The sequence below is a fragment of the Aquisediminimonas profunda genome, assembly GCF_019443285.1.
GTDB lineage: Bacteria > Pseudomonadota > Alphaproteobacteria > Sphingomonadales > Sphingomonadaceae > Aquisediminimonas > Aquisediminimonas profunda.
In genome coordinates this window covers 187,147-204,867 of record NZ_CP080327.1, presented here as the reverse complement: position 1 = coordinate 204,867, position 17,721 = coordinate 187,147, and the positions used below count along the sequence as shown (strand labels likewise).

16 protein-coding genes are annotated in these 17,721 nt (G+C 61.1%); 8 read left to right on the top strand and 8 right to left on the bottom strand.

Annotated elements, in window-relative coordinates; genetic code table 11:
- Window positions 1-155 precede the first annotated feature (155 nt).
- From K0O24_RS01020 to K0O24_RS01000, 5 genes are all read left to right on the top strand, one after another.
- Window positions 156-605, top strand: a complete 450-nt coding sequence (locus K0O24_RS01020) for a DUF3576 domain-containing protein (protein ID WP_219893995.1) — start codon at window positions 156-158, stop codon at window positions 603-605.
- A 114-nt stretch (window positions 606-719) separates the two neighbouring features.
- Complete coding sequence (leuS, locus tag K0O24_RS01015) at window positions 720-3,230, top strand: leucine--tRNA ligase (RefSeq protein ID WP_219893994.1); 2,511 nt, start codon at window positions 720-722, stop codon at window positions 3,228-3,230.
- Window positions 3,227-3,724 carry an LPS assembly lipoprotein LptE gene (gene lptE / locus K0O24_RS01010; RefSeq protein WP_219893993.1) on the top strand — a complete coding sequence of 166 codons (498 nt, stop codon included), beginning with the start codon at window positions 3,227-3,229 and terminating at the stop codon, window positions 3,722-3,724. Before leuS ends, lptE begins: the two co-directional genes overlap by 4 nt.
- The gene (holA, locus tag K0O24_RS01005; RefSeq protein WP_219893992.1) at window positions 3,721-4,746 is read left to right on the top strand and encodes a DNA polymerase III subunit delta; all 1,026 of its coding nucleotides are present in this window, start codon (window positions 3,721-3,723) and stop codon (window positions 4,744-4,746) included. The genes lptE and holA overlap by 4 nt, the downstream gene beginning before the upstream one ends.
- Window positions 4,747-4,885: 139 nt before the next feature.
- On the top strand, window positions 4,886-6,160 hold the full coding sequence (locus K0O24_RS01000) for an MFS transporter (protein ID WP_246611080.1): 1,275 nt from the start codon (window positions 4,886-4,888) through the stop codon (window positions 6,158-6,160).
- 125 nt (window positions 6,161-6,285) lie between these two features.
- On the opposite strand, the gene K0O24_RS00995 is transcribed toward K0O24_RS01000, so the two are convergent.
- The 5 genes from K0O24_RS00995 to K0O24_RS00975 all read right to left on the bottom strand — a co-directional run bounded on the left by K0O24_RS00995 (window position 6,286) and on the right by K0O24_RS00975 (window position 12,167).
- Window positions 6,286-6,435, bottom strand: coding sequence for a lmo0937 family membrane protein (locus K0O24_RS00995; RefSeq protein WP_219893990.1), 150 nt, complete (start codon window positions 6,433-6,435; stop codon window positions 6,286-6,288).
- 353 nt (window positions 6,436-6,788) lie between these two features.
- Window positions 6,789-10,217 carry a chromosome segregation protein SMC gene (gene smc / locus K0O24_RS00990; RefSeq protein WP_219893989.1) on the bottom strand — a complete coding sequence of 1,143 codons (3,429 nt, stop codon included), beginning with the start codon at window positions 10,215-10,217 and terminating at the stop codon, window positions 6,789-6,791.
- Window positions 10,218-10,222: 5 nt separating this feature from the next.
- The gene (locus K0O24_RS00985; protein WP_219893988.1) at window positions 10,223-10,948 is read right to left on the bottom strand and encodes a DsbA family protein; all 726 of its coding nucleotides are present in this window, start codon (window positions 10,946-10,948) and stop codon (window positions 10,223-10,225) included.
- A 20-nt stretch (window positions 10,949-10,968) separates the two neighbouring features.
- Complete coding sequence (locus tag K0O24_RS00980; RefSeq protein WP_219893987.1) at window positions 10,969-11,643, bottom strand: DsbA family protein; 675 nt, start codon at window positions 11,641-11,643, stop codon at window positions 10,969-10,971.
- A complete protein-coding gene (locus tag K0O24_RS00975) occupies window positions 11,643-12,167 on the bottom strand; it encodes a DUF721 domain-containing protein (RefSeq protein WP_246611079.1) in 525 nt (174 codons plus the stop codon). The genes K0O24_RS00980 and K0O24_RS00975 overlap by 1 nt, the downstream gene beginning before the upstream one ends.
- A gap of 26 nt (window positions 12,168-12,193) precedes the next feature.
- On the opposite strand from K0O24_RS00975, the gene K0O24_RS00970 reads away from it, so the two are divergent.
- From K0O24_RS00970 to nudC, 3 genes are read left to right on the top strand one after another with little or no spacing between them, the layout of a single operon-like run.
- On the top strand, window positions 12,194-13,246 hold the full coding sequence (locus K0O24_RS00970; protein ID WP_219893985.1) for an A/G-specific adenine glycosylase: 1,053 nt from the start codon (window positions 12,194-12,196) through the stop codon (window positions 13,244-13,246).
- Window positions 13,236-14,510, top strand: coding sequence for a serine hydrolase domain-containing protein (locus K0O24_RS00965; protein ID WP_219895407.1), 1,275 nt, complete (start codon window positions 13,236-13,238; stop codon window positions 14,508-14,510). The genes K0O24_RS00970 and K0O24_RS00965 overlap by 11 nt, the downstream gene beginning before the upstream one ends.
- Window positions 14,507-15,376, top strand: a complete 870-nt coding sequence (gene nudC / locus K0O24_RS00960; protein ID WP_246611078.1) for an NAD(+) diphosphatase — start codon at window positions 14,507-14,509, stop codon at window positions 15,374-15,376. The genes K0O24_RS00965 and nudC overlap by 4 nt, the downstream gene beginning before the upstream one ends.
- An 18-nt stretch (window positions 15,377-15,394) precedes the next feature.
- Here nudC and K0O24_RS00955 read toward each other — a convergent pair whose 3' ends face one another.
- The 3 genes from K0O24_RS00955 to K0O24_RS00945 are packed head-to-tail and all read right to left on the bottom strand — an operon-like array spanning window position 15,395 to window position 17,717.
- The gene (locus K0O24_RS00955) at window positions 15,395-16,570 is read right to left on the bottom strand and encodes a CCA tRNA nucleotidyltransferase (protein ID WP_219893984.1); all 1,176 of its coding nucleotides are present in this window, start codon (window positions 16,568-16,570) and stop codon (window positions 15,395-15,397) included.
- A complete protein-coding gene (locus K0O24_RS00950; RefSeq protein ID WP_219893983.1) occupies window positions 16,558-17,154 on the bottom strand; it encodes a CoA pyrophosphatase in 597 nt (198 codons plus the stop codon). The genes K0O24_RS00955 and K0O24_RS00950 overlap by 13 nt, the downstream gene beginning before the upstream one ends.
- On the bottom strand, window positions 17,151-17,717 hold the full coding sequence (locus K0O24_RS00945) for a DUF1285 domain-containing protein (RefSeq protein WP_219893982.1): 567 nt from the start codon (window positions 17,715-17,717) through the stop codon (window positions 17,151-17,153). Before K0O24_RS00945 ends, K0O24_RS00950 begins: the two co-directional genes overlap by 4 nt.
- Between the last annotated feature and the right edge of the window lie 4 nt (window positions 17,718-17,721).

The following is a 17,721-nucleotide window of genomic DNA, read 5'->3' as shown; positions in this document are numbered from 1 at the left end:
GCTAGCATAGATTCGTTCGCGATGCACAGGTGTTTGAGTCACTTTGTTGCGAGTTGTTGCAATTGCTCAACACTCTGCCGCGGTCTCGGTGCTTGCGGGATGACAAAACCTGCCTATAAGGCGCGCGAGTGACGTTTTTCCAAGGATAGTTTGCCATGTCGAGGCCCCTCCCAATAGTTGCCGCAATTGCAATCGGACTGGCCTTGTCCGGCTGCAGCCTCATGGGCAAGAGCAAGCCGTCTGCAGCAGCAAAGGGCGACATTGCGGCATCGAAAGTAACCACGATCGGCGTCAACGCCTATCTCTGGCGCGCCTCGCTCGACACCATTTCCTTCATGCCGCTTATCCAGGCCGACGCCAATGGCGGCGTGATCGTGACGGACTGGTATGCCAACCCGTCATCCCCCAATGAACGGATGAAGCTGACCATCTCGATCCTCGACAAGGATCTGCGGGCCGATGCGCTGCGGGTCGCAGCGTCGCGGCAGGTGGCGCAGGGCGGGGGCTGGGTCGATGCGCCGGTCCAGGCCGCTACGGTTCAGAAGCTTGAGGAAATCATCCTCACCAAGGCGCGCGATCTCCGCCGCAGCGCCATTGCCGGTTAGAAATTGACCCTTCACGTCTTCGCGCCTCGGCGCGAACCTTGCCATGGCAGCGGTGCGGGACAGATTTTCTGTTGCGCGCGAAGACGCGAAGACGCGAAGGAAGCTGCTTGAACGATGTCATCCCGTTTCAATCCATTCAAAGCTGATCCGCACTGGCAAAAAGTGTGGGAGGAAAGCGGCATTTTCGTCGCGCCTGCCAAATCCGACAAGCCAAAGGCCTATGTCCTTGAGATGTTTCCCTATCCTTCGGGGCGCATCCATATGGGACACGTCCGCAACTACACGATGGGTGATGTCCTGGCGCGCTACAAGGCGATGACCGGGCACGCCGTCCTCCATCCCATGGGTTGGGATGCGTTTGGCATGCCGGCGGAAAATGCCGCGATGGAAAAGAAGGTTCACCCCGGCGGCTGGACACGCGACAACATCGCCGCGATGAAGGCACAGCTGAAGCGGCTTGGCCTTGCGATCGACTGGACACGTGAACTCGCGACCTGCGAGCCCGACTATTATGGGCATGAACAGGCGCTGTTCCTTGATCTTCTGAAGGCGGGCCTCGTCTACCGCAAGGAAAGTTCGGTCAATTGGGACCCGGTCGACATGACTGTGCTTGCAAATGAGCAGGTGATCGACGGTCGCGGCTGGCGTTCGGGAGCGCTGGTCGAAAAGAAGAAGCTCAATCAGTGGTTCCTGAAGATCACCCAGTTTGCCGACGATCTGCTTGAAGGGCTGGCGACGCTTGACCAGTGGCCCGATAAAGTCCGGCTGATGCAGGAAAACTGGATCGGCAAGTCGAAGGGCCTGCGATGCACCTTCAATCTTGTCGATTCTCCGGAAGGGATCGATGTTTTCACCACCCGGCCGGATACGATGTTCGGTGCGAGTTTTGTTGCAATTGCGGCGGATCATCCGCTGGCAACCGAACTTGCGGCCAATGCACCGGCGCTGCAGGCGTTCATAGAGGAGTGCCGCAAGGGCGGCACGACTGCTGCCGACATAGAAACAGCCGAAAAGAAGGGTTTCAATACAGGCCTGTCGGTTGAGCATCCGCTTGATCCGCATTGGCACCTTCCGGTCTATGTCGCCAATTTCGTCCTGATGGACTATGGGACAGGCGCGCTCTTCGGCTGTCCCGCCCATGACCAGCGCGATCTCGACTTTGCTCGGAAATACGGTCTGGGCGTTACGCGTGTTGTGGCCGAAGGCGACAATGAGGACCCCGATTTTGAAGGCGATACGCCATACACCGGACCTGGCCGGATCGTGAATTCACACTTCCTGAACGGCATGAGCAGCGACGAGGCCAAGGCCGCGGTCATTGCCCGTGCGGAGCATGAAGGATGGGGAGAGGGCCAGACGCAATATCGTTTGCGGGATTGGGGTGTGTCGCGCCAGCGCTATTGGGGCACGCCGATTCCGATCATCCATTGCGAATTCTGCGGGGCGCTGCCTGTACCCCGTTCGCAATTGCCGGTCGTCTTGCCTGAGGACGTCAGTTTCGACATTCCCGGAAACCCCCTCGACCGTCATCCGACATGGAAGAATGTGCCCTGCCCGAACTGCAATGAACCGGCGCGGCGCGAGACGGATACGCTCGATACCTTTGTGGACTCCAGCTGGTATTTCATCCGCTTTGCGAGCCAGCCCAAGGACAAGCCGTTCGACCGGGCCGAAGCGGAACAATGGCTGCCGGTCGGCCAGTATATCGGCGGGGTCGAGCATGCGATCCTCCATCTCCTCTATGCCCGATTCTGGACGCGCGCGCTCCAGCATATGGGGCAAATCGGTATCGCAGAGCCGTTCAAGGGCCTGTTCACGCAGGGCATGGTCACGCATGAGACCTATAAATCTGCCGACGGCAGCTGGCTTTCGCCCGGCGAAGTCAAGCAGGTTGGTGCCGATATCGTCACGCTTGATGGCCAGCCGGTCACGCTTGGCCGAATCGAGAAAATGTCCAAATCCAAAAAGAACGTCGTCGATCCGGATCCGATGTTCGACCAATATGGCGCGGATGCCGTGCGCTGGTTCATGCTGTCAGACAGCCCGCCTGAGCGTGATCTCGAATGGTCGGAAGCCGGAATCGAGGGGACCTGGCGGTTCGTCAATCGCATCTGGCGTTTGTTTGATGGTTATGAGCCAACCGTGCGTGGAGAGGATGCAGTCCTCAGAAAGCTCTTGCATCGGGCCATTGCAGGCATAGGCGTCGATATCGAGGCGCTGACCTTCAACAAGGCCGTCGCAAAGGTTCATGAACTGGTCAACGCCATTGAAAAGGCTGAGCCGAGCGCGACGCGCTCTGAGGCGGTGTTGATGCTTGCTCGCCTTGTTTCGCCGATGCTTCCCCATTTGGCGGAGGAAGGCTGGATGCGCATGGGCGGGACCGGGCTGGTAGCGGCCCAGGCCTGGCCGACGCATGATCCGGCGCTGCTCGTCGACGATGAAGTGACGATCGCGATCCAGGTCAACGGCAAGTTGCGCGATACGCTTACGCTTCCCAAGGCGGCAGACAAGGCCGCCCTTGAAGCCGCGGCGCTTGCCAGCGAGAAAGCGGTCCGTGCGCTGGATGGGGCGGCGCCCAAAAAGGTCATTGTTGTTCCCGGCCGCCTCGTTAACATCGTCGCATGATGCGGATACTTGCCCTTGCCCTGATGTTGCTTGTTTCGGCTTGCGGTCTGCGCCCACTTTACAGTGGTGGTGGCGGCGGGAAGGTCAGCCTGGTGCTCCGTTCCGTTGATGTCGCGGCGATTGATGGCAAGGCGGGCTGGTTGATGCGTAACGCGCTCAATGACCGTCTTGGCCGCAATCCGGCGATGCCGGCACAATATCGGCTTGAGGTTGAGCTTGATGACCAGATTTCAGGCTTTGGCGTCCGCAGGGACGATGCCGTGACGCGTGAACGCCGGACCTTGCGCGCGCGCTATCGGCTGGTCGATGCGGCACAGGGCACGGTTGTGCTGGATGCCACGGCCGGATCCGATGCCGGTATCGACGTCGTCAGTTCCGAATATGCAACGATTGCCGCGGAAAATACGGCCCTGGAACGCCTGTCGCAAATCCTCGCGGATCAGATTGTTGCGCGTGTCGCGCTCTTTGCCGAGCGCCAGACGCCAGACAAGTGAAGGCCAATCGCGCCGAGATTGAACGCGCGCTCGATGCTCCGCCGCCGCATATACGGTTTTTCCTGCTCTATGGTCCGGATGAAGCGGAATCCCGCAGCCTCGCCCAGCGTCTGGAACGGGCCATGGGTCCAGAGGCGGAACGCATCGATCTGGATGGCGCGGCGCTCAAATCAGACCCGGCCCGGCTTGCCGATGAGGCCGCGTCGATTTCCCTGTTCGGGGGGAAGCGCCACATTCGGTTGACTGTGACTGGTGACGAATGCCTGTCCGCCATCGAAGGACTTCTGGATGCGGAGGCTGCCGGAAACCCGGTGGTCATTCTGGCTGGCGCCCTGCGACCGACGTCCGCACTGCTCAAGCGCGCGCTGGCAGACCCGGCTGCCTTGGCCTGCATCAGCTATGCACTTGATGCGGAAAAGGCAGCGCCCTTGGCCGCGGCAATGGCCCGCGAACTCGGTGTCCGGCTAGATATGGATGCCGCGCGCCAATTGGCCCAGGCTGCCGCCAATGATCGCGCCCTGATGGCGCGCGAGGTTGAAAAGCTTGCACTCTATCTCGATGCCGCGCCGGACCGTCCCGCAACAGCGGACACTGTAGCGCTGGACGCGATTGGAGCAGGAGAGGGGGAAGCGGAATTGTCGCGTCTTGTCGATGCCGTGCTGGGTGGCAGTCCGGGCGAAGCGGCGCGCGAAATTGCGCAATTGTCCGAACAGGGCGTCGCCGGGATCCCCGCGATCCGGGCACTGGCAAAGCGCGTGCAGCTTCTCGTGCGTCTGGCCCGGCAAATGGGCGACAGCGGCAATGCGCGTGCGGTCGTCGAGGCCCAAGGCAAGGCGATTTTCTGGAAGGAAAAGGCTGGCGTCGAGCGTCAATTGAAGCGCTGGTCCTCTGAAAGGCTGGCAACATTGGCTGACCGGCTGCTCGCGGCGGAACGGGCAATCAAGTCACCTGCATCGCCCGGCGACATCATGGCCGATGCCGAAATGATCACGATTGCCCGCGCTGCGCAAAGAGCGCGATAGATCGGTTTTATTGTTGCCGCACCTTGGGGCGGTTCGGCGGGATTGCTTTTGCTCCCCTCCCTTCTAAGCTGCCGTCAGGGAACGGGGGAAAGCGATGGAGAATGGCCAACTGACCGAAAGCGCCATTTCGCGCTCGGCCATGTCAAAAGTATTCTGGCGTATCCTGCCGCTGATCGCGCTGGCTTATCTCTTTGCCTATATGGATCGGGTCAATGTCAGCTTCGCTGCTGCGCAGATGAACGACGACCTGAAGTTCAGCGCAACCATCTACGGGCTTGGCGGCGGCCTTTTCTTTCTTGGCTATGCCCTGTTCGAGATCCCGTCCAACCTCATGCTCGTCCGCTTTGGCGCGCGGCAATGGATCGCGCGGATCATGATCACCTGGGGCCTGCTCTCGGCCGGCATGATGTTTGTGCAGACACCGATGCAATTCTATGTCCTGAGATTCCTGCTCGGTGTGGCCGAGGCGGGTTTCTATCCGGGCGTGATCTATTATTTTTCGTCCTGGTTCCCGCCCTGCCATCGCGGTCGAGCGGTGAGCCGCTTCTATGTGGCCAGCCCGCTTTCGTCTGTCGTCATGGGCGGAATCTCGGGCTGGCTGCTTGGCCTTGACGGTCATGCCGACCTGCAGGGGTGGCAATGGCTCTTTCTGGTTCAAGGATTGCCGGCGGTCCTCGTCGGGCTTCTGGTGCTACGGTTCCTGCCCGAGGCGCCGGGCACGGTGCATTGGCTCACGATGCATGAAAAGGCATGGATCCAGGATGAGCTGGCACGTGAACAGGCGCGCATCGGTGTGCCGGTGCGCCACAATGTGCTGGCTGCATTCGCCAACCCGCGCGTGCTCCTGCTCGGTGCTATCGGCTTCCTGCTGATTGGCGCGATAACGACCTTCATCCTCTCCGCCCCGATGATCCTTGCAGGCGCCACTGGTCTGGCGCCAAAGCCGGTCGGATATCTGGTCAGCCTCGGTGGCTTGGTTGGGGCCATCATCATGCTTATCGCCGGAAATTATGCTGACCGGCATGGCGATCGCTTTCTGAATTCCTTCTGGTTTACTGTTGTGCTGGCGGGGTCGTTTCTCGTGCTGAGCATGCCATCCGTGCCCATGGCAGCGATCATCGCCTATCTGGCTTTTGCGGCTTCCTGCTTTGCCATCCCTATGCTGACGTCTTCCGGCTGGGCGGAAGTGCTTCATGTCCGCGAACTTGCCGTCGGAGCAGCGGCGATCAACACCATGTCGCAGATCGGAGCGTTCGTGACACCCTATGCCTGGGGCGTCGCAAAGGACGCGACCGGAGGATTTCAGGCGGGGCTGTTCGGGCTTCTGGCCATGACGCTGGTGCTGTGCGCGCTGACCCTTCTGCTCCGTCACCAGGTAAGGGGCAGAATGCCGCTTGTTGCGGTGGCGGAGTGAGCTCTGCCGCGGCGGCGGGCAGGCTGGGCGCACGTTTTCTCAGCCCTCAATGCGCATCGCAACGTCTCGAAATCCAACCGAAGTAATGCGATGTTAGCCGAGCGGCCTGAAAGCGGAAGCACCTCTCACTGGAGTTTCCGACCACCAATGAACTGAAAGAGGACCACAACGACGGCCACCACCAATAGAAGATGAATCAATCCGCCGGCAATGTGAAATCCCAGAAATCCAACCAGCCACAGAATGATCAAAATGCTTGCTATGGTCCAAAGCATGAGGCGTCTCCTTCGTTCAGTTTAATTGAGGGCAACTGAGCCGCTCAATTTTTGCAGTAGTGAGCTTCAGCATGGGAATACTCCGCGATCCCGCGCCCGGCACCTCGTTGGGCCTATCGAAGGTGAATGCGTTGCGTCGGCAATTGTTCCGGTTGATTGCGGACTTCGCTGAAAATTGTCGCTCGCCCTTGGTTTGACGATCAACGCACAGAGTATTGCGCCGGGCAGTTCGGATTGAATCGGTAGATCGGCTCGCCCGAAGCGCTACAGACGATTGCGCTCGCGATTGAGCCATTGGTCACGCCGGATTGGCGTCGCTGCTATTGTCCGCCTTCCAGTTCCAAATCGCCACCCTACTCGGCAGCCAGCAATTCCTCTGCACCGCCGAGGTCGACCGAAACCAGACGGCTCACGCCCTTTTCGATCATGGTCACGCCGAACAGTCGGTGCATGCGGCTCATGGTGACGGCGTTGTGCGTCACGATCAGGTAACGTGTGTCCGTCTCTCGTGTCATGGCGTCGAGCAGGTCGCAGAACCGCTCGATATTCGCATCGTCAAGCGGCGCATCGACTTCATCGAGCACACAGATCGGCGCGGGGTTGGTGAGGAACAGAGCAAAGATCAGGGCGACGGCCGTGAGCGCCTGTTCCCCGCCTGAAAGGAGGGTCAGCGATTGCAGCCGCTTGCCCGGTGGCTGCGCAAAGATCTCAAGCCCGGCTTCAAGCGGGTCATCACTGTCGATGAGCGCGAGATGCGCTTGCCCGCCGTTGAACAGCGTCTGGAAGAGTCTCTGGAAATGTCCGTTCACCGCCTCGAACGCGGCGAGCAATCTTGTGCGCCCCTCTCTGTTCAGGCTGCCGATCGATCCCCGCAGTCGGCTGATGGCTTCGGCGAGCTCGTCCCGTTCGGCAAGCGAAGTGGCTCGCGCGTCTTCGATTTCCGCCAGTTCCGATTCGGCAACGAGATTGACGGGGCCGAGCCGTTCGCGGTCCGCGGTCAGCCGTTCATGCCGTTCGGACTCTTCTCCCGCATCGCCTACGGTATCCCCGTCAAACCCGACCTTTTCAGGCAGCAGGGGTGGAGGGCATTCGAAGCGCTCGCCTGAGACCCGGCCCATTTCGACCCTACGCAACTCCTGGTTCTCGGCCCGCGCGATCGCCCCGGCGCGCACTTCACGCGAGGCGGCAAGCGCTTCGCCGAGTTCGGCCGCTTTGGCCTCCTGCTGTCGCAGGTCTGCCTCTCCGGCACGCTCTGCCGCCGCCGCGTCTTCGGCAAGGATCGAAAGCCGGGCGCTTTCCTGTTCGAGGTCCGCAATCCGCTGCAGCAGTTCAGCCGGCGCATCGACAAGCGCGTTTGCTTCCGCTTCGGCTGCCTTGGCGCGCTTTTCCATTTCCGCAATACGTGCCGCGGCATCGCCAGCGCGCGTCTTCCAGTTTCGGGATTCTGCCTGTGCCGTTGCCAGGCGTGATTGGTCGGCCGCAATGGCCTGATCAAGGCTGGCACTTTCTGCCTTGATCTGGGCGACAGCGGCGCGCGCGCCTTCGCTCGCGGCCTGTAACTGGGCCACGATCCTGCCCGTCGCACTGCCGTCCGGCAAGGAGGCACGGGCTGCTTCCGCCTTGGCGCGATCGTCTCGTGCTTCGGACAATTCCGCGTCCACCCTCACCGCGCGCTCGGCGATTTCGGCCTTGCGGGAGGCAAAGCGCTCCAGCGCCATGACTGCCTGATCCTCGTCCCGCTGTGCCGATCGTTGCGCTGCTTCTGCGCGAGCGAGATCGCCACGGCAGGTTTCAGCGCGCGAACGCGCTTCATCCGCTGCAGACAACGCAGCATCGAGCGCGGCCTGTGCGGCGTCCACGTCTGCACGTGCAGGTGCGATAGAAGTCTCAATCTCGGCGAGCCGGTTGATCCGCTGCAGGCGTTCGGCAGCTGCCGCCCCGTCGCCAGTCGAAACATAGCCATCCCACCGCCGAAGCCTGCCGTCATGGGTCACGAGGCGCTGGCCCACGGCAAGCACTTGACCTGTATCGCGCTCTGCAACGCCAATCTGCGCCAGCCGTCGGGAGAGTTCACCGGGCGCCTGAACATGATCGGCCAGGGATTCGATGCCCGATGGCAATGCGGGATCGCTCTCAAGAACAGCTGCACCGCCCCAGCCCCGGTCTCCCGATGACCCGATGTCAGCCTCAAGATCGTCGCCCAGCGCTGCTGCAAGCGCGCGCTCATACCCTGCACCGGCGCGGACCTTGTCGAGCGCGCGGCTCGACCCGGTGCGGTTTTCAACAGCTTTGATCAGCGCCTGGGCCTCGCGTTCGAGGGCGGCAAGCGTTGCCCGTGCTGCAGCGCCTGCGCTTTCTGCAGTTTCTCGCCGGGCAGCGGCCTCGCTCCGCAGGCTTTCGGCGAGCTCAATCGCCGTTGCCGCTGCCAGCGCGTCGCCTTCGGCGGACAGCCGCAGGGCCTGTGCCGCATCGCGTTTCGCAATCAGCGCTGCATCGCTCCCAAGTGCGGACAGCGCCTCTTCGATCTGTGTCTTATCGCGTTCAGCCCGGTCGAGCCGGGCGGTGGCAGCCGCCAGTGTAGCTTCAGCCACGCGGGTTTCGGCCTGTTCGCGGGCCTGCGCCGCCAAGGCCTGAGCCAACTCGATTTCCGCATCGCGCACGGTCGCTTCTGCCGAAGCAATCTTGCCCGCATAGGCTGGGCGCTGCCCTTCAGCAGCCGCAATCCTGGCTTCCAGCTCCTTGGCTTCCGCAGCAAGGCGCGTCAGCGCTTCCGCCGCGTCGTGGGCTAGTTGTCCTTCACGCTCGCGATCGCTCACCAGCCTCTCGGTTTGCGCCGCCAGCTCGGCGATCCGCCGGTCGAGCGCAGCCCGTTCCGCGACCAGGGTTGCCAATCTGTGGCTCGCTTCTGTTGCGGCGTCGCGCGCGGCAAGCGCTGCGCTGCGCAGTTCGGCGAGCTTTGTTACAGCCTGGGTTTGCCATGCTGCAGCAGCGCGCTGAGCTTCGGTCGCAGCAGTAACGGCCTCCTCGGCAACACGTGCGTCTTCGCGGGCCTTGTCGGCAGCCGCGGCTGCATCACGCCATCGTGAAAAGATCAGCCGCCCCTCGGCAACACGAATCTCCTCGGAAAGCTTGCGGTAACGCTCCGCGGCTCGTGCTTGGCGCTTGAGTGCGGTTGCCCGCAACTCCATATCGGTCAGGACTTCGTCAAGTCGTGTCAGGTTTGTCTCTGTTGCCCGCAACTTCTGCTCGGCATCCTTGCGGCGGACATGGAGCCCCGAAATGCCAGCCGCCTCTTCAAGCATTGCGCGCCGTTCCGCAGGCTTTGCTGAAATGATCGAGCCGATTCGCCCCTGACTGACGAGAGCAGGCGAATGTGCACCCGTTGCAGCATCAGCGAATACGAGCGCGACATCCTTGGCCCGGACATCTCGCCCGTTGATCCGGTATGCAGAGCCCGCGCCGCGTTCGATCCTGCGCATGACTTCAATGTCCCGGCCAAATTCGCTCGCATCGTTTGCAGCCGTGCCTTCGGCGAGGATCGAGACTTCGGCGAAATCGCGCGATGGGCGCTGCGCCGTTCCGGCGAAGATGACGTCATCCATGGCGCCGCCGCGCAGGGACTTAGCGCTGCCTTCGCCCATCACCCAGCGGATCGCCTCAAGCAGGTTTGACTTGCCACACCCATTGGGTCCGACAATGCCGGTCAACCCGCGCTCGACTCGCAACTCTGCTGCGTCAACAAAGCTTTTGAAGCCAGAGAGTTTGAGCCGCTTTATCTGCAAGCGCGTCAGGCCCCCGCTTTTATCAATTCGGGTGAAAGATCGGCCCAGGTCGTGACGTTGGGAACAATCTGCCCATTGATGATGAAGGTCGGCGTGCCGCTGATCTTGTAATCATCGGTCGCAACCTTCGCGATCTTTTCCAGCGTCTTGATGCCTTCAGCGTCTGCAAGACAGGCCTTGGCCTTTTCCGCCGGAATGCCCCGCTGCTGAACGAATTCGACCAGCCCGAGCTTGTCGGCCATCGAAGCTGCAACCTGATTCGGTGTCATCGTCGCCCAGGACTGCTGATCGGCGGCCGTGATCGAGGACGATTTAGCCAGCCAGTCATTCTGCGTCGCAAACATCTGCTCAGCGATTGCGAAGAACGGACCTGCGCCGTTGCAGCGTGCGAGCAACGAGGCGGGTACATCCTGCGGGTGGATCAGGAAGGTACGAAGTTCATAGGAAACCGTGCCCTTCGCAACCAGCGCCTTCAGCCCTTCGGCCGAATCCATCGAGAATTTGGCGCAATGCGGGCAGGAGAGTGCGCCATATTCCACCAGTTTCACCGGTGCCGCAGGATTGCCCATCAGCATTCCCCCGTCGGGCGTTACACTCGTAACCTCGGTCCAACTCGAACCGGCTGGCGCGGCAACCGGAGCGGCACTCGGCTTTGCCGGAGTCTCAGCGGCCTTGTCACATCCTCCCAGCGCCAGGATCGACGCGCTCGCCAGGATCATCATCTTGTTCATCGCAAACTCCATTTTCACGCTTACTTTGCGGCCAGCGCCGCCTTCAAACCTGCTTCGACTGCGGCCCAGCTGCCGGGCCCTTCGAAGGCGTTGCCATTGATCAGGAAGCTCGGCGTGCCATTGATCTTGCGGACCGTCCATGCCTCATTGCTCATCGCGACGACCTGCTTTTGGGCAACGGTGTCCGAAAGGCAGGCATCGATCTGGGCCGGGCTGAGGCCACGGGATCGCATGAGCGCATCAAGCCCGACACCCTTGGCAATGGCCTTGAGAACATCGTTCATGGGAAGCTTGCTGATCCGTTCCGCATCACTGGCTTCGAATGCGCTTGCCTTGCCGAGCCAAGTCGCCTGTGTCGCAAACAGGGCTTCCGAATTTCCGAAGAATTTTGAGGGCCCGCCGCAACGTGCAAGCAGGGCCGCTGTAAAGTCATAACGATCGCGCACAGCGTTGCGCACTTCCACCGTCACCAAACCCTTGGCTACATAGCCGGCTTTCAGCGCGGCGCTGGCTTCGCCAGTGAAATGGGCACAATGCCCGCAGGTATAGCTCAGATATTCGACAAGTCTGGCTGGCGCGGCTGGCTTGCCCATGACGAATGCGCCGTTTGGCTGGATGCGCACTGAGGAGACCCAATTGGGCGCCCCGGCCGAAACCAGGGCAAACGCCCCAAGGACGAGAGCAAAGATACGCATCAACTCACCTTTCCAATCACAGCGGGCTGGGCCGCCGTTGCAACGCCCCGAGCCAGGGATTCCAGCACTGCCTTGAGTTCCGGGTCAGCGATTGTCCGCAAGCTTTCCCCCAATTCCACGGGAAGAGCCACGAGTTCGGGACGTTTGGGAGACGCTGTGGGCTTGGACACTTCGCCTTGTCGAATGGTCACCCGCGCAACGGCGGCGTAACCAAAGAACCTGTTTACGCGTTCGATGATGACTGGCACGACGTGCTGCATCATGGGCGCGTGAGCGCCTGCCACCGCAAGTGTCAGGATGCCCTCTGCACGCTTGCCTTGGGGAAACCGGATCGATTCGGGCGCAGAGACCGCAGCATAGCGTTCACCCACAATCTCTCCCCAGCGGCTGACAATCGAGGATTGGACAAAGCCAAAACGGCGAAAGGCGGTGCCGCCGATATCGGGCAGCATTTCGCCCATGCGTCGCGCTCGCCCGCCGCGAGGCTTTTCTTTGGTGGTGGGTTCAGACTTTTGCTTCGCCATTGGCGAAACCCATGCCATAGCGCGGCATGCCCGTCGATATGCCAGACGCAATTGCCCACAGGATTTTGAAACATTTCGCCGAAAATGCGCGCGAGCTGCCCTGGCGCAACCCGCCGGGCCAGGCCCTGCCGCTGGATGATCCTCAATGGCCGTTTCGCGTCTGGCTTTCGGAGATCATGCTCCAGCAAACGACGGTTGCCGCGGTAAAGCCCTATTTCGAGGCCTTCATCAGCCTCTGGCCCAGCATCTCGGCGCTGGCAGCAGCAGCGGACGAAGATGTGATGCGGGCTTGGGCCGGGCTTGGCTATTATGCTCGCGCCCGCAACCTGCTTGCCTGCGCGCGGGCCATCATGGCGGATCATGGCGGAGTGTTTCCGGCCGATGAAACCGAACTACGCCGTCTGCCCGGTATCGGGCGCTACACGGCGGCGGCTATATCGGCGATTGCCTTCGGCCGACGGGCGGTCGTGGTCGACGGCAATGTCGAACGCGTCGTAGCGCGCCTGTTTGCCGAACCGCAAAAGGCCAAGCTCTACGCGCTGGCGGACCGCATTACGCCTACCGACAATGCAGGCGATTTTGCCCAGGCCATGATGGATCTCGGGGCGACGGTCTGCACGCCACGCAACCCGCGTTGTCAGATTTGTCCGGTCCGCGCCGACTGTCGGGGCCGCGAAAATCCCGAAAAATTCCCTTCAAAACCGGCCAGGCTTGCACGTCCGGAACGGCAGGGGACGGCCTGGTGGATATCATGCGATGATCACGTCCTTTTGGTAACGCGTCAACCCAAAGGGCTGCTTGGCGGCATGCGCGGCCTTCCGACGACGGACTGGTCGGAAAATCTTGATGCGCCAATGCTCTTCAAGGGCGAGTGGCGACGCTACGGCATGGTGACGCACATCTTCACGCATTTCCGGCTAAGCCTTTCCGTGATGGGCATCGACGTTGAAAGCGGTTGCAAACTGCCATTCGTCGGGGAATGGTGGCCAAAATCTCAGATCGTCGAAGCCGGACTGCCCACGCTATTCGCCAAGGCAGCGCAATTGGCGAGAGCAATGGAGGAGCGGAATGAGTCTTGAGTTGACCCGGCGGCATTTCCTTGGCGCGTCAGCGCTCGCCGGCGGGATCCTCGCAACGCCCGCTTGGGCAAAACGTGGGCTCACGTCACTCTGGTCGCCGGTTCAGGCCTATCTCGATCAGAAGGTCGCCAGCAAATACGTCCCCGGAGACGGGGGCGCAATTGCGCGCGGGACAGACCAGGCCGATTTCCTTTATGCAGGCCGTGTTTCGCAAGATCCGGACGCTGCACCCGTCACGCCGGATTCGCTGTGGCGCTGCTACTCCATGACGAAGCCGATCACCGGCATGGCAGCAATGATCCTTATAGAAGACGGCAAACTTGGTCTGGATCAGAATATCGCCGATTTCCTGCCGACCTTTGCGAATCCCCGGGTGATGATCGACCCGGCCAAGAGCCTTGCGAGCAGGCCTTCGCAAGCGCCAATTACCGTGCGCACGCTCATAACGCATACGGCTGGGCTCGGTTATGCAATCGTCACGAAAGGGCCATTGCTTGAGGCGTATGTAAAGAATGGCCTGTTTGCCGGCCAAATCAGCCGCAAGCCGCTGCCGGGCCTGCCGGCCAATGCGCGTAATCCCGCAACGCTTGCGGAATTTGCAGATCGCCTTGCCACATTGCCGCTCATTGCCGATCCCGGTGTGAAGTGGAGCTATTCGGTCGGGCTGGATTTGATGGGTCGGGTCATTGAAGTTGCGAGTGGAATGGCCTTCGATACGTTCGTTGAACAGCGCATTTTTGGGCCGCTGGGGATGACGAGCAGCTTCTGGCAGGTTCCAGCGAGCGAAATTCACCGGCTCACGACAAATTATGGCGCAACTCCAATTGGCGCAGTGCCGATCGATCCTGCAAAAGACAGCGTCTATCTTGATCGCAGTGCGCCGTTCGGAGGGTCGGGTCTCGTTTCCTCAATGCGGGACTATGATCGCTTCCTGGCCATGTTGATGGGTGAAGGCGCGCTCGGGCGGACCCGGATCATGAAACGGGAGACCGCCCAGCTGGCCATGTCAAACCTTGTTCATCCCAAGACAGAGATGCAAAGTTTCGTAAAAGGGCAGGGATTTGGAGCCGGCGGACGCGTCAGGATCGCGCCGGGCCCCAATGGTGAGGGCGTCGGGACTTTTGGCTGGGGCGGTGCCGCGTCGACGATTGCGTGGGTTGACCGGACCCGTGGCATTCGCGCATCGGGGTGGTCGCAGATCATGACAGGAGGGGATGACGTGTTTTCATCGGGATTTGGCAAAGCGGTTTACGCAAGCCTGTGACACATCGTCCCGGCTTTACAGGATCTCCCCTCGATAGAGCGGACCGGCTGCGGCATGATGTCGAGGCCTTCAATGCCATGCTCAATGACTGGCGCGGGCGTCTGCTTGGGATGGCGGGGCTTGACCCGCAGCTTGATCCAGAAGGCGGTCTTGTTTGGCACAGCATGGCGCAGGCTCCACTCGAAGCGGAATTCATCCTTCTTGGCCTGATCGAGGAGCGACCGCATTTTGCGATGCTGGTCGAAGCTGAATCATCACCGATACGGTCTCCGGCATTATGGCAGGCGCTATCGCTTCTTCCGCCCGAAGAAGCCGCCATTTATGGTGCGGCCCGGTCCGTTATCGATTGGCACAATGCCAACCGATATTGCGGTCGCTGCGGCGGGACAACGAAAGTGTTTCGCGCTGGCTGGGGACGTCGCTGCACTGCGTGCGAAACCGAACATTTTCCGCGGACAGACCCGGTCGTGATCATGCTTGCCGAATATGAAGGCAAGGCCCTGGTTGGCCGGCAATCGCGCTTTCCACCTGGCAGCTATTCCGCGCTGGCCGGATTTCTCGAACCGGGTGAAAGCATCGAAGAAGCGGTACGGCGTGAACTGAATGAAGAAGCCGGAATAACCACGGGCGCCGTCCACTATGTGACGAGCCAGCCATGGCCGTTCGGCGGATCACAGCTGATGATCGCCTGTGTTGCCGAAACAATCGATCCGACCATCACGCTCGACACGAACGAGCTTGAGGACGTGATGTGGGTTACCCGTGAAGAAGCGAGAGCAGCGCTGGCCGGTGAAGACGCGGCTCCGTTTCGAGCGCCGCCGGCGTTCGCGATTGCGCACAGCTTGCTGCGGCATTGGGCGGCCTGACTTCAGGTCCGTCTTTACTTACCGCTTCGACTGCTCTTGGCCGACGACCTCGTCGGCGATTGCGAGCGCGCGGGCCTCATCGGGAAAACCCTCGGCAATCCATTGTGCTTCCGTCTTCTGGAGAAGCCGCGCGACTTCGGGACCCGCCTTGATACCGCGGGCAACGATCGCGCCGCCTGTCAGTGGAAATGTCGGCACCGTCCACCCGTTAAGATCCGCAAGCGCATTGCCGTGATTGCCGAGCATGAGGCGGTCCCGTGCGGCTTCCAGCCCGATCCGATAGGCCAGAGCACGCGGATTGGCCGCGTCCGTTTCCTCCCGCCCGGCCGCCAGCACGAGCCGCTTGGTCGCCAGTTTTGAAAGTTTGAGCCTTTTGGCAACCGTCCCTGCAATATCCCCATTGGCCGGGAGGAGGCTTGCAAGCCGGCGGACAGCATCGGGGGAGTCTTCCGTTGCAACAAGCGCGGTCAGGCCTGCAGCGGTTGAAATTTCCGGCAAGACCGGCAAAAAAATGCCGTGCGAAAGCATCAACTCGACCGTCTCGACAGGGCGAGAAAGAGCAAGGAGTTTCAAAAGCTCATCCGCAATTCTCTCACGCGACAGGGCCATGAGGTCATTTGCTCGCTCGCTACAGGCCTTGAGAGAAGCAGGGTCGGGCGCGCCTTTGCCGAAGCGGGCATGAAACCGGAAGAAGCGCAGGATGCGCAAGTGATCCTCGGCGATCCGCTGGAGCGGTTCACCGATAAAGCGGACGAGACCGGCTGCCAGATCGCTCTCTCCGCCGAAATAATCGAACAACTCGCCCGTTTCCGGATCGGCATAAAGAGCGTTGATCGTGAAATCCCGACGGGCCGCATCTTCGCGCCAGTCGTCAGTATAGGCGATCGTCGCGCGTCGTCCGTCGGTGGACACGTCACGGCGCAGCGTCGTGACTTCGACGGGACCGGAGGACAGGACAGCCGTGACCGTGCCATGGGCAATGCCGGTCGGCACGGCCTTGATCCGAGCCTTCTGGAGGCATGCAATAACCTCCTGCGGCGACAATTTTGTCGCAAGATCGATATCCTTGACCGGTTCCCCCGCCAGCATGTCACGCACCGCGCCGCCGACCAATCGCGTTGCGCCTTCCAAGCTCCCAAGGATGCGGGCAAGAGCACGCAGCCCCACGCGATCAGGCAGTGTCACTGTCCCCATTGCAGGCGCCTTGAAAGATTGACGAGCATCGCCGCAGTCGCTCCCCAGATGCGAAATCCGTCCCAATGCATTTCATAATAGTGCCGCGTGATTCCCTGCCAATCCTGCGAACGTCGCATATGATTGGCGGCATCCAGCACAAAGGACAGCGGGGCTTCGAAGATTGCCTCGACTTCGTCGGCATTGGGATGAAGGTCTAGGTCCGGCGGGACGACAACAATGACAGGCGTGACGTCGAAACCAGTGATGGTGCGGTAGCGATCCGCAAGGCCGACAAGCTGGGCGGCAGAGGGCGGCAGGGCAATTTCCTCATGTGCTTCTCGCAGCGCGGCCGCAACGATATCCGTATCGGCTTCGTCGACGCGACCTCCCGGAAAGGCGACCTGACCCGGGTGTTTGCGCATCGTATCCGGGCGCTTGGTCAGGATGATCCCAGGTTCTGACCGGTCCGTTACAGCCACGAGAACAGCGGCATCGACAGCAGAACTTGTCTCAGGCAGATGCATCGCATCCCCGGCGAGGAGGTCGACTGCATCGGAAGGTGTTGCCTCCAGTGCTGCGCGCAAGCGGTTGACGAGGGTCATGCCTCGGCCATCGCAAAGAATTGTCCGTCGCTCCAGAGTCCCAGAGGTGCGCCAGCTTCTTCCAGCGCCATTTCTGCGAGTTCATAATAAGGCGCGCGGGCAATCCGAGCCTCCATTCCGCCGCGAACGCCGACATATGGCGCTGGTTCTCCTTCGCGTTCTGCGAAGCGCAGGGGATGCGAAGGACCGGCGACAAGCATGTCCCCGGTGTTAAGCCGGAAAGCCAGCTTGCGTTCTTGGCCATTTCCCTCGCTTTTGACCTCGACGGCAATAAATGGCGCGTCTTCAACCTCGATGGTCAACTTTTCGGCCGGTGTGACGAGGACATGACTCCCATCTTGTTCGCGGCGGAGAATCGTCGAGAAAAGCCGGATCATGTTGTGTCGCTCTATCGGCGACCCTTCATGAAACCAGCGGCCATCGCGCGTGATCCGCATTGCGCTGGCACCTGTTCTTTCAGGGTGCCAGCTTTCCACCGGCGGCAGTTTGTGATCGGCGGCCATCTGCGCAATCTGGGCCAGCGAGAGACGAGACAGGTCTTTGGGAAGTTCGGCCATTGGCATGGCT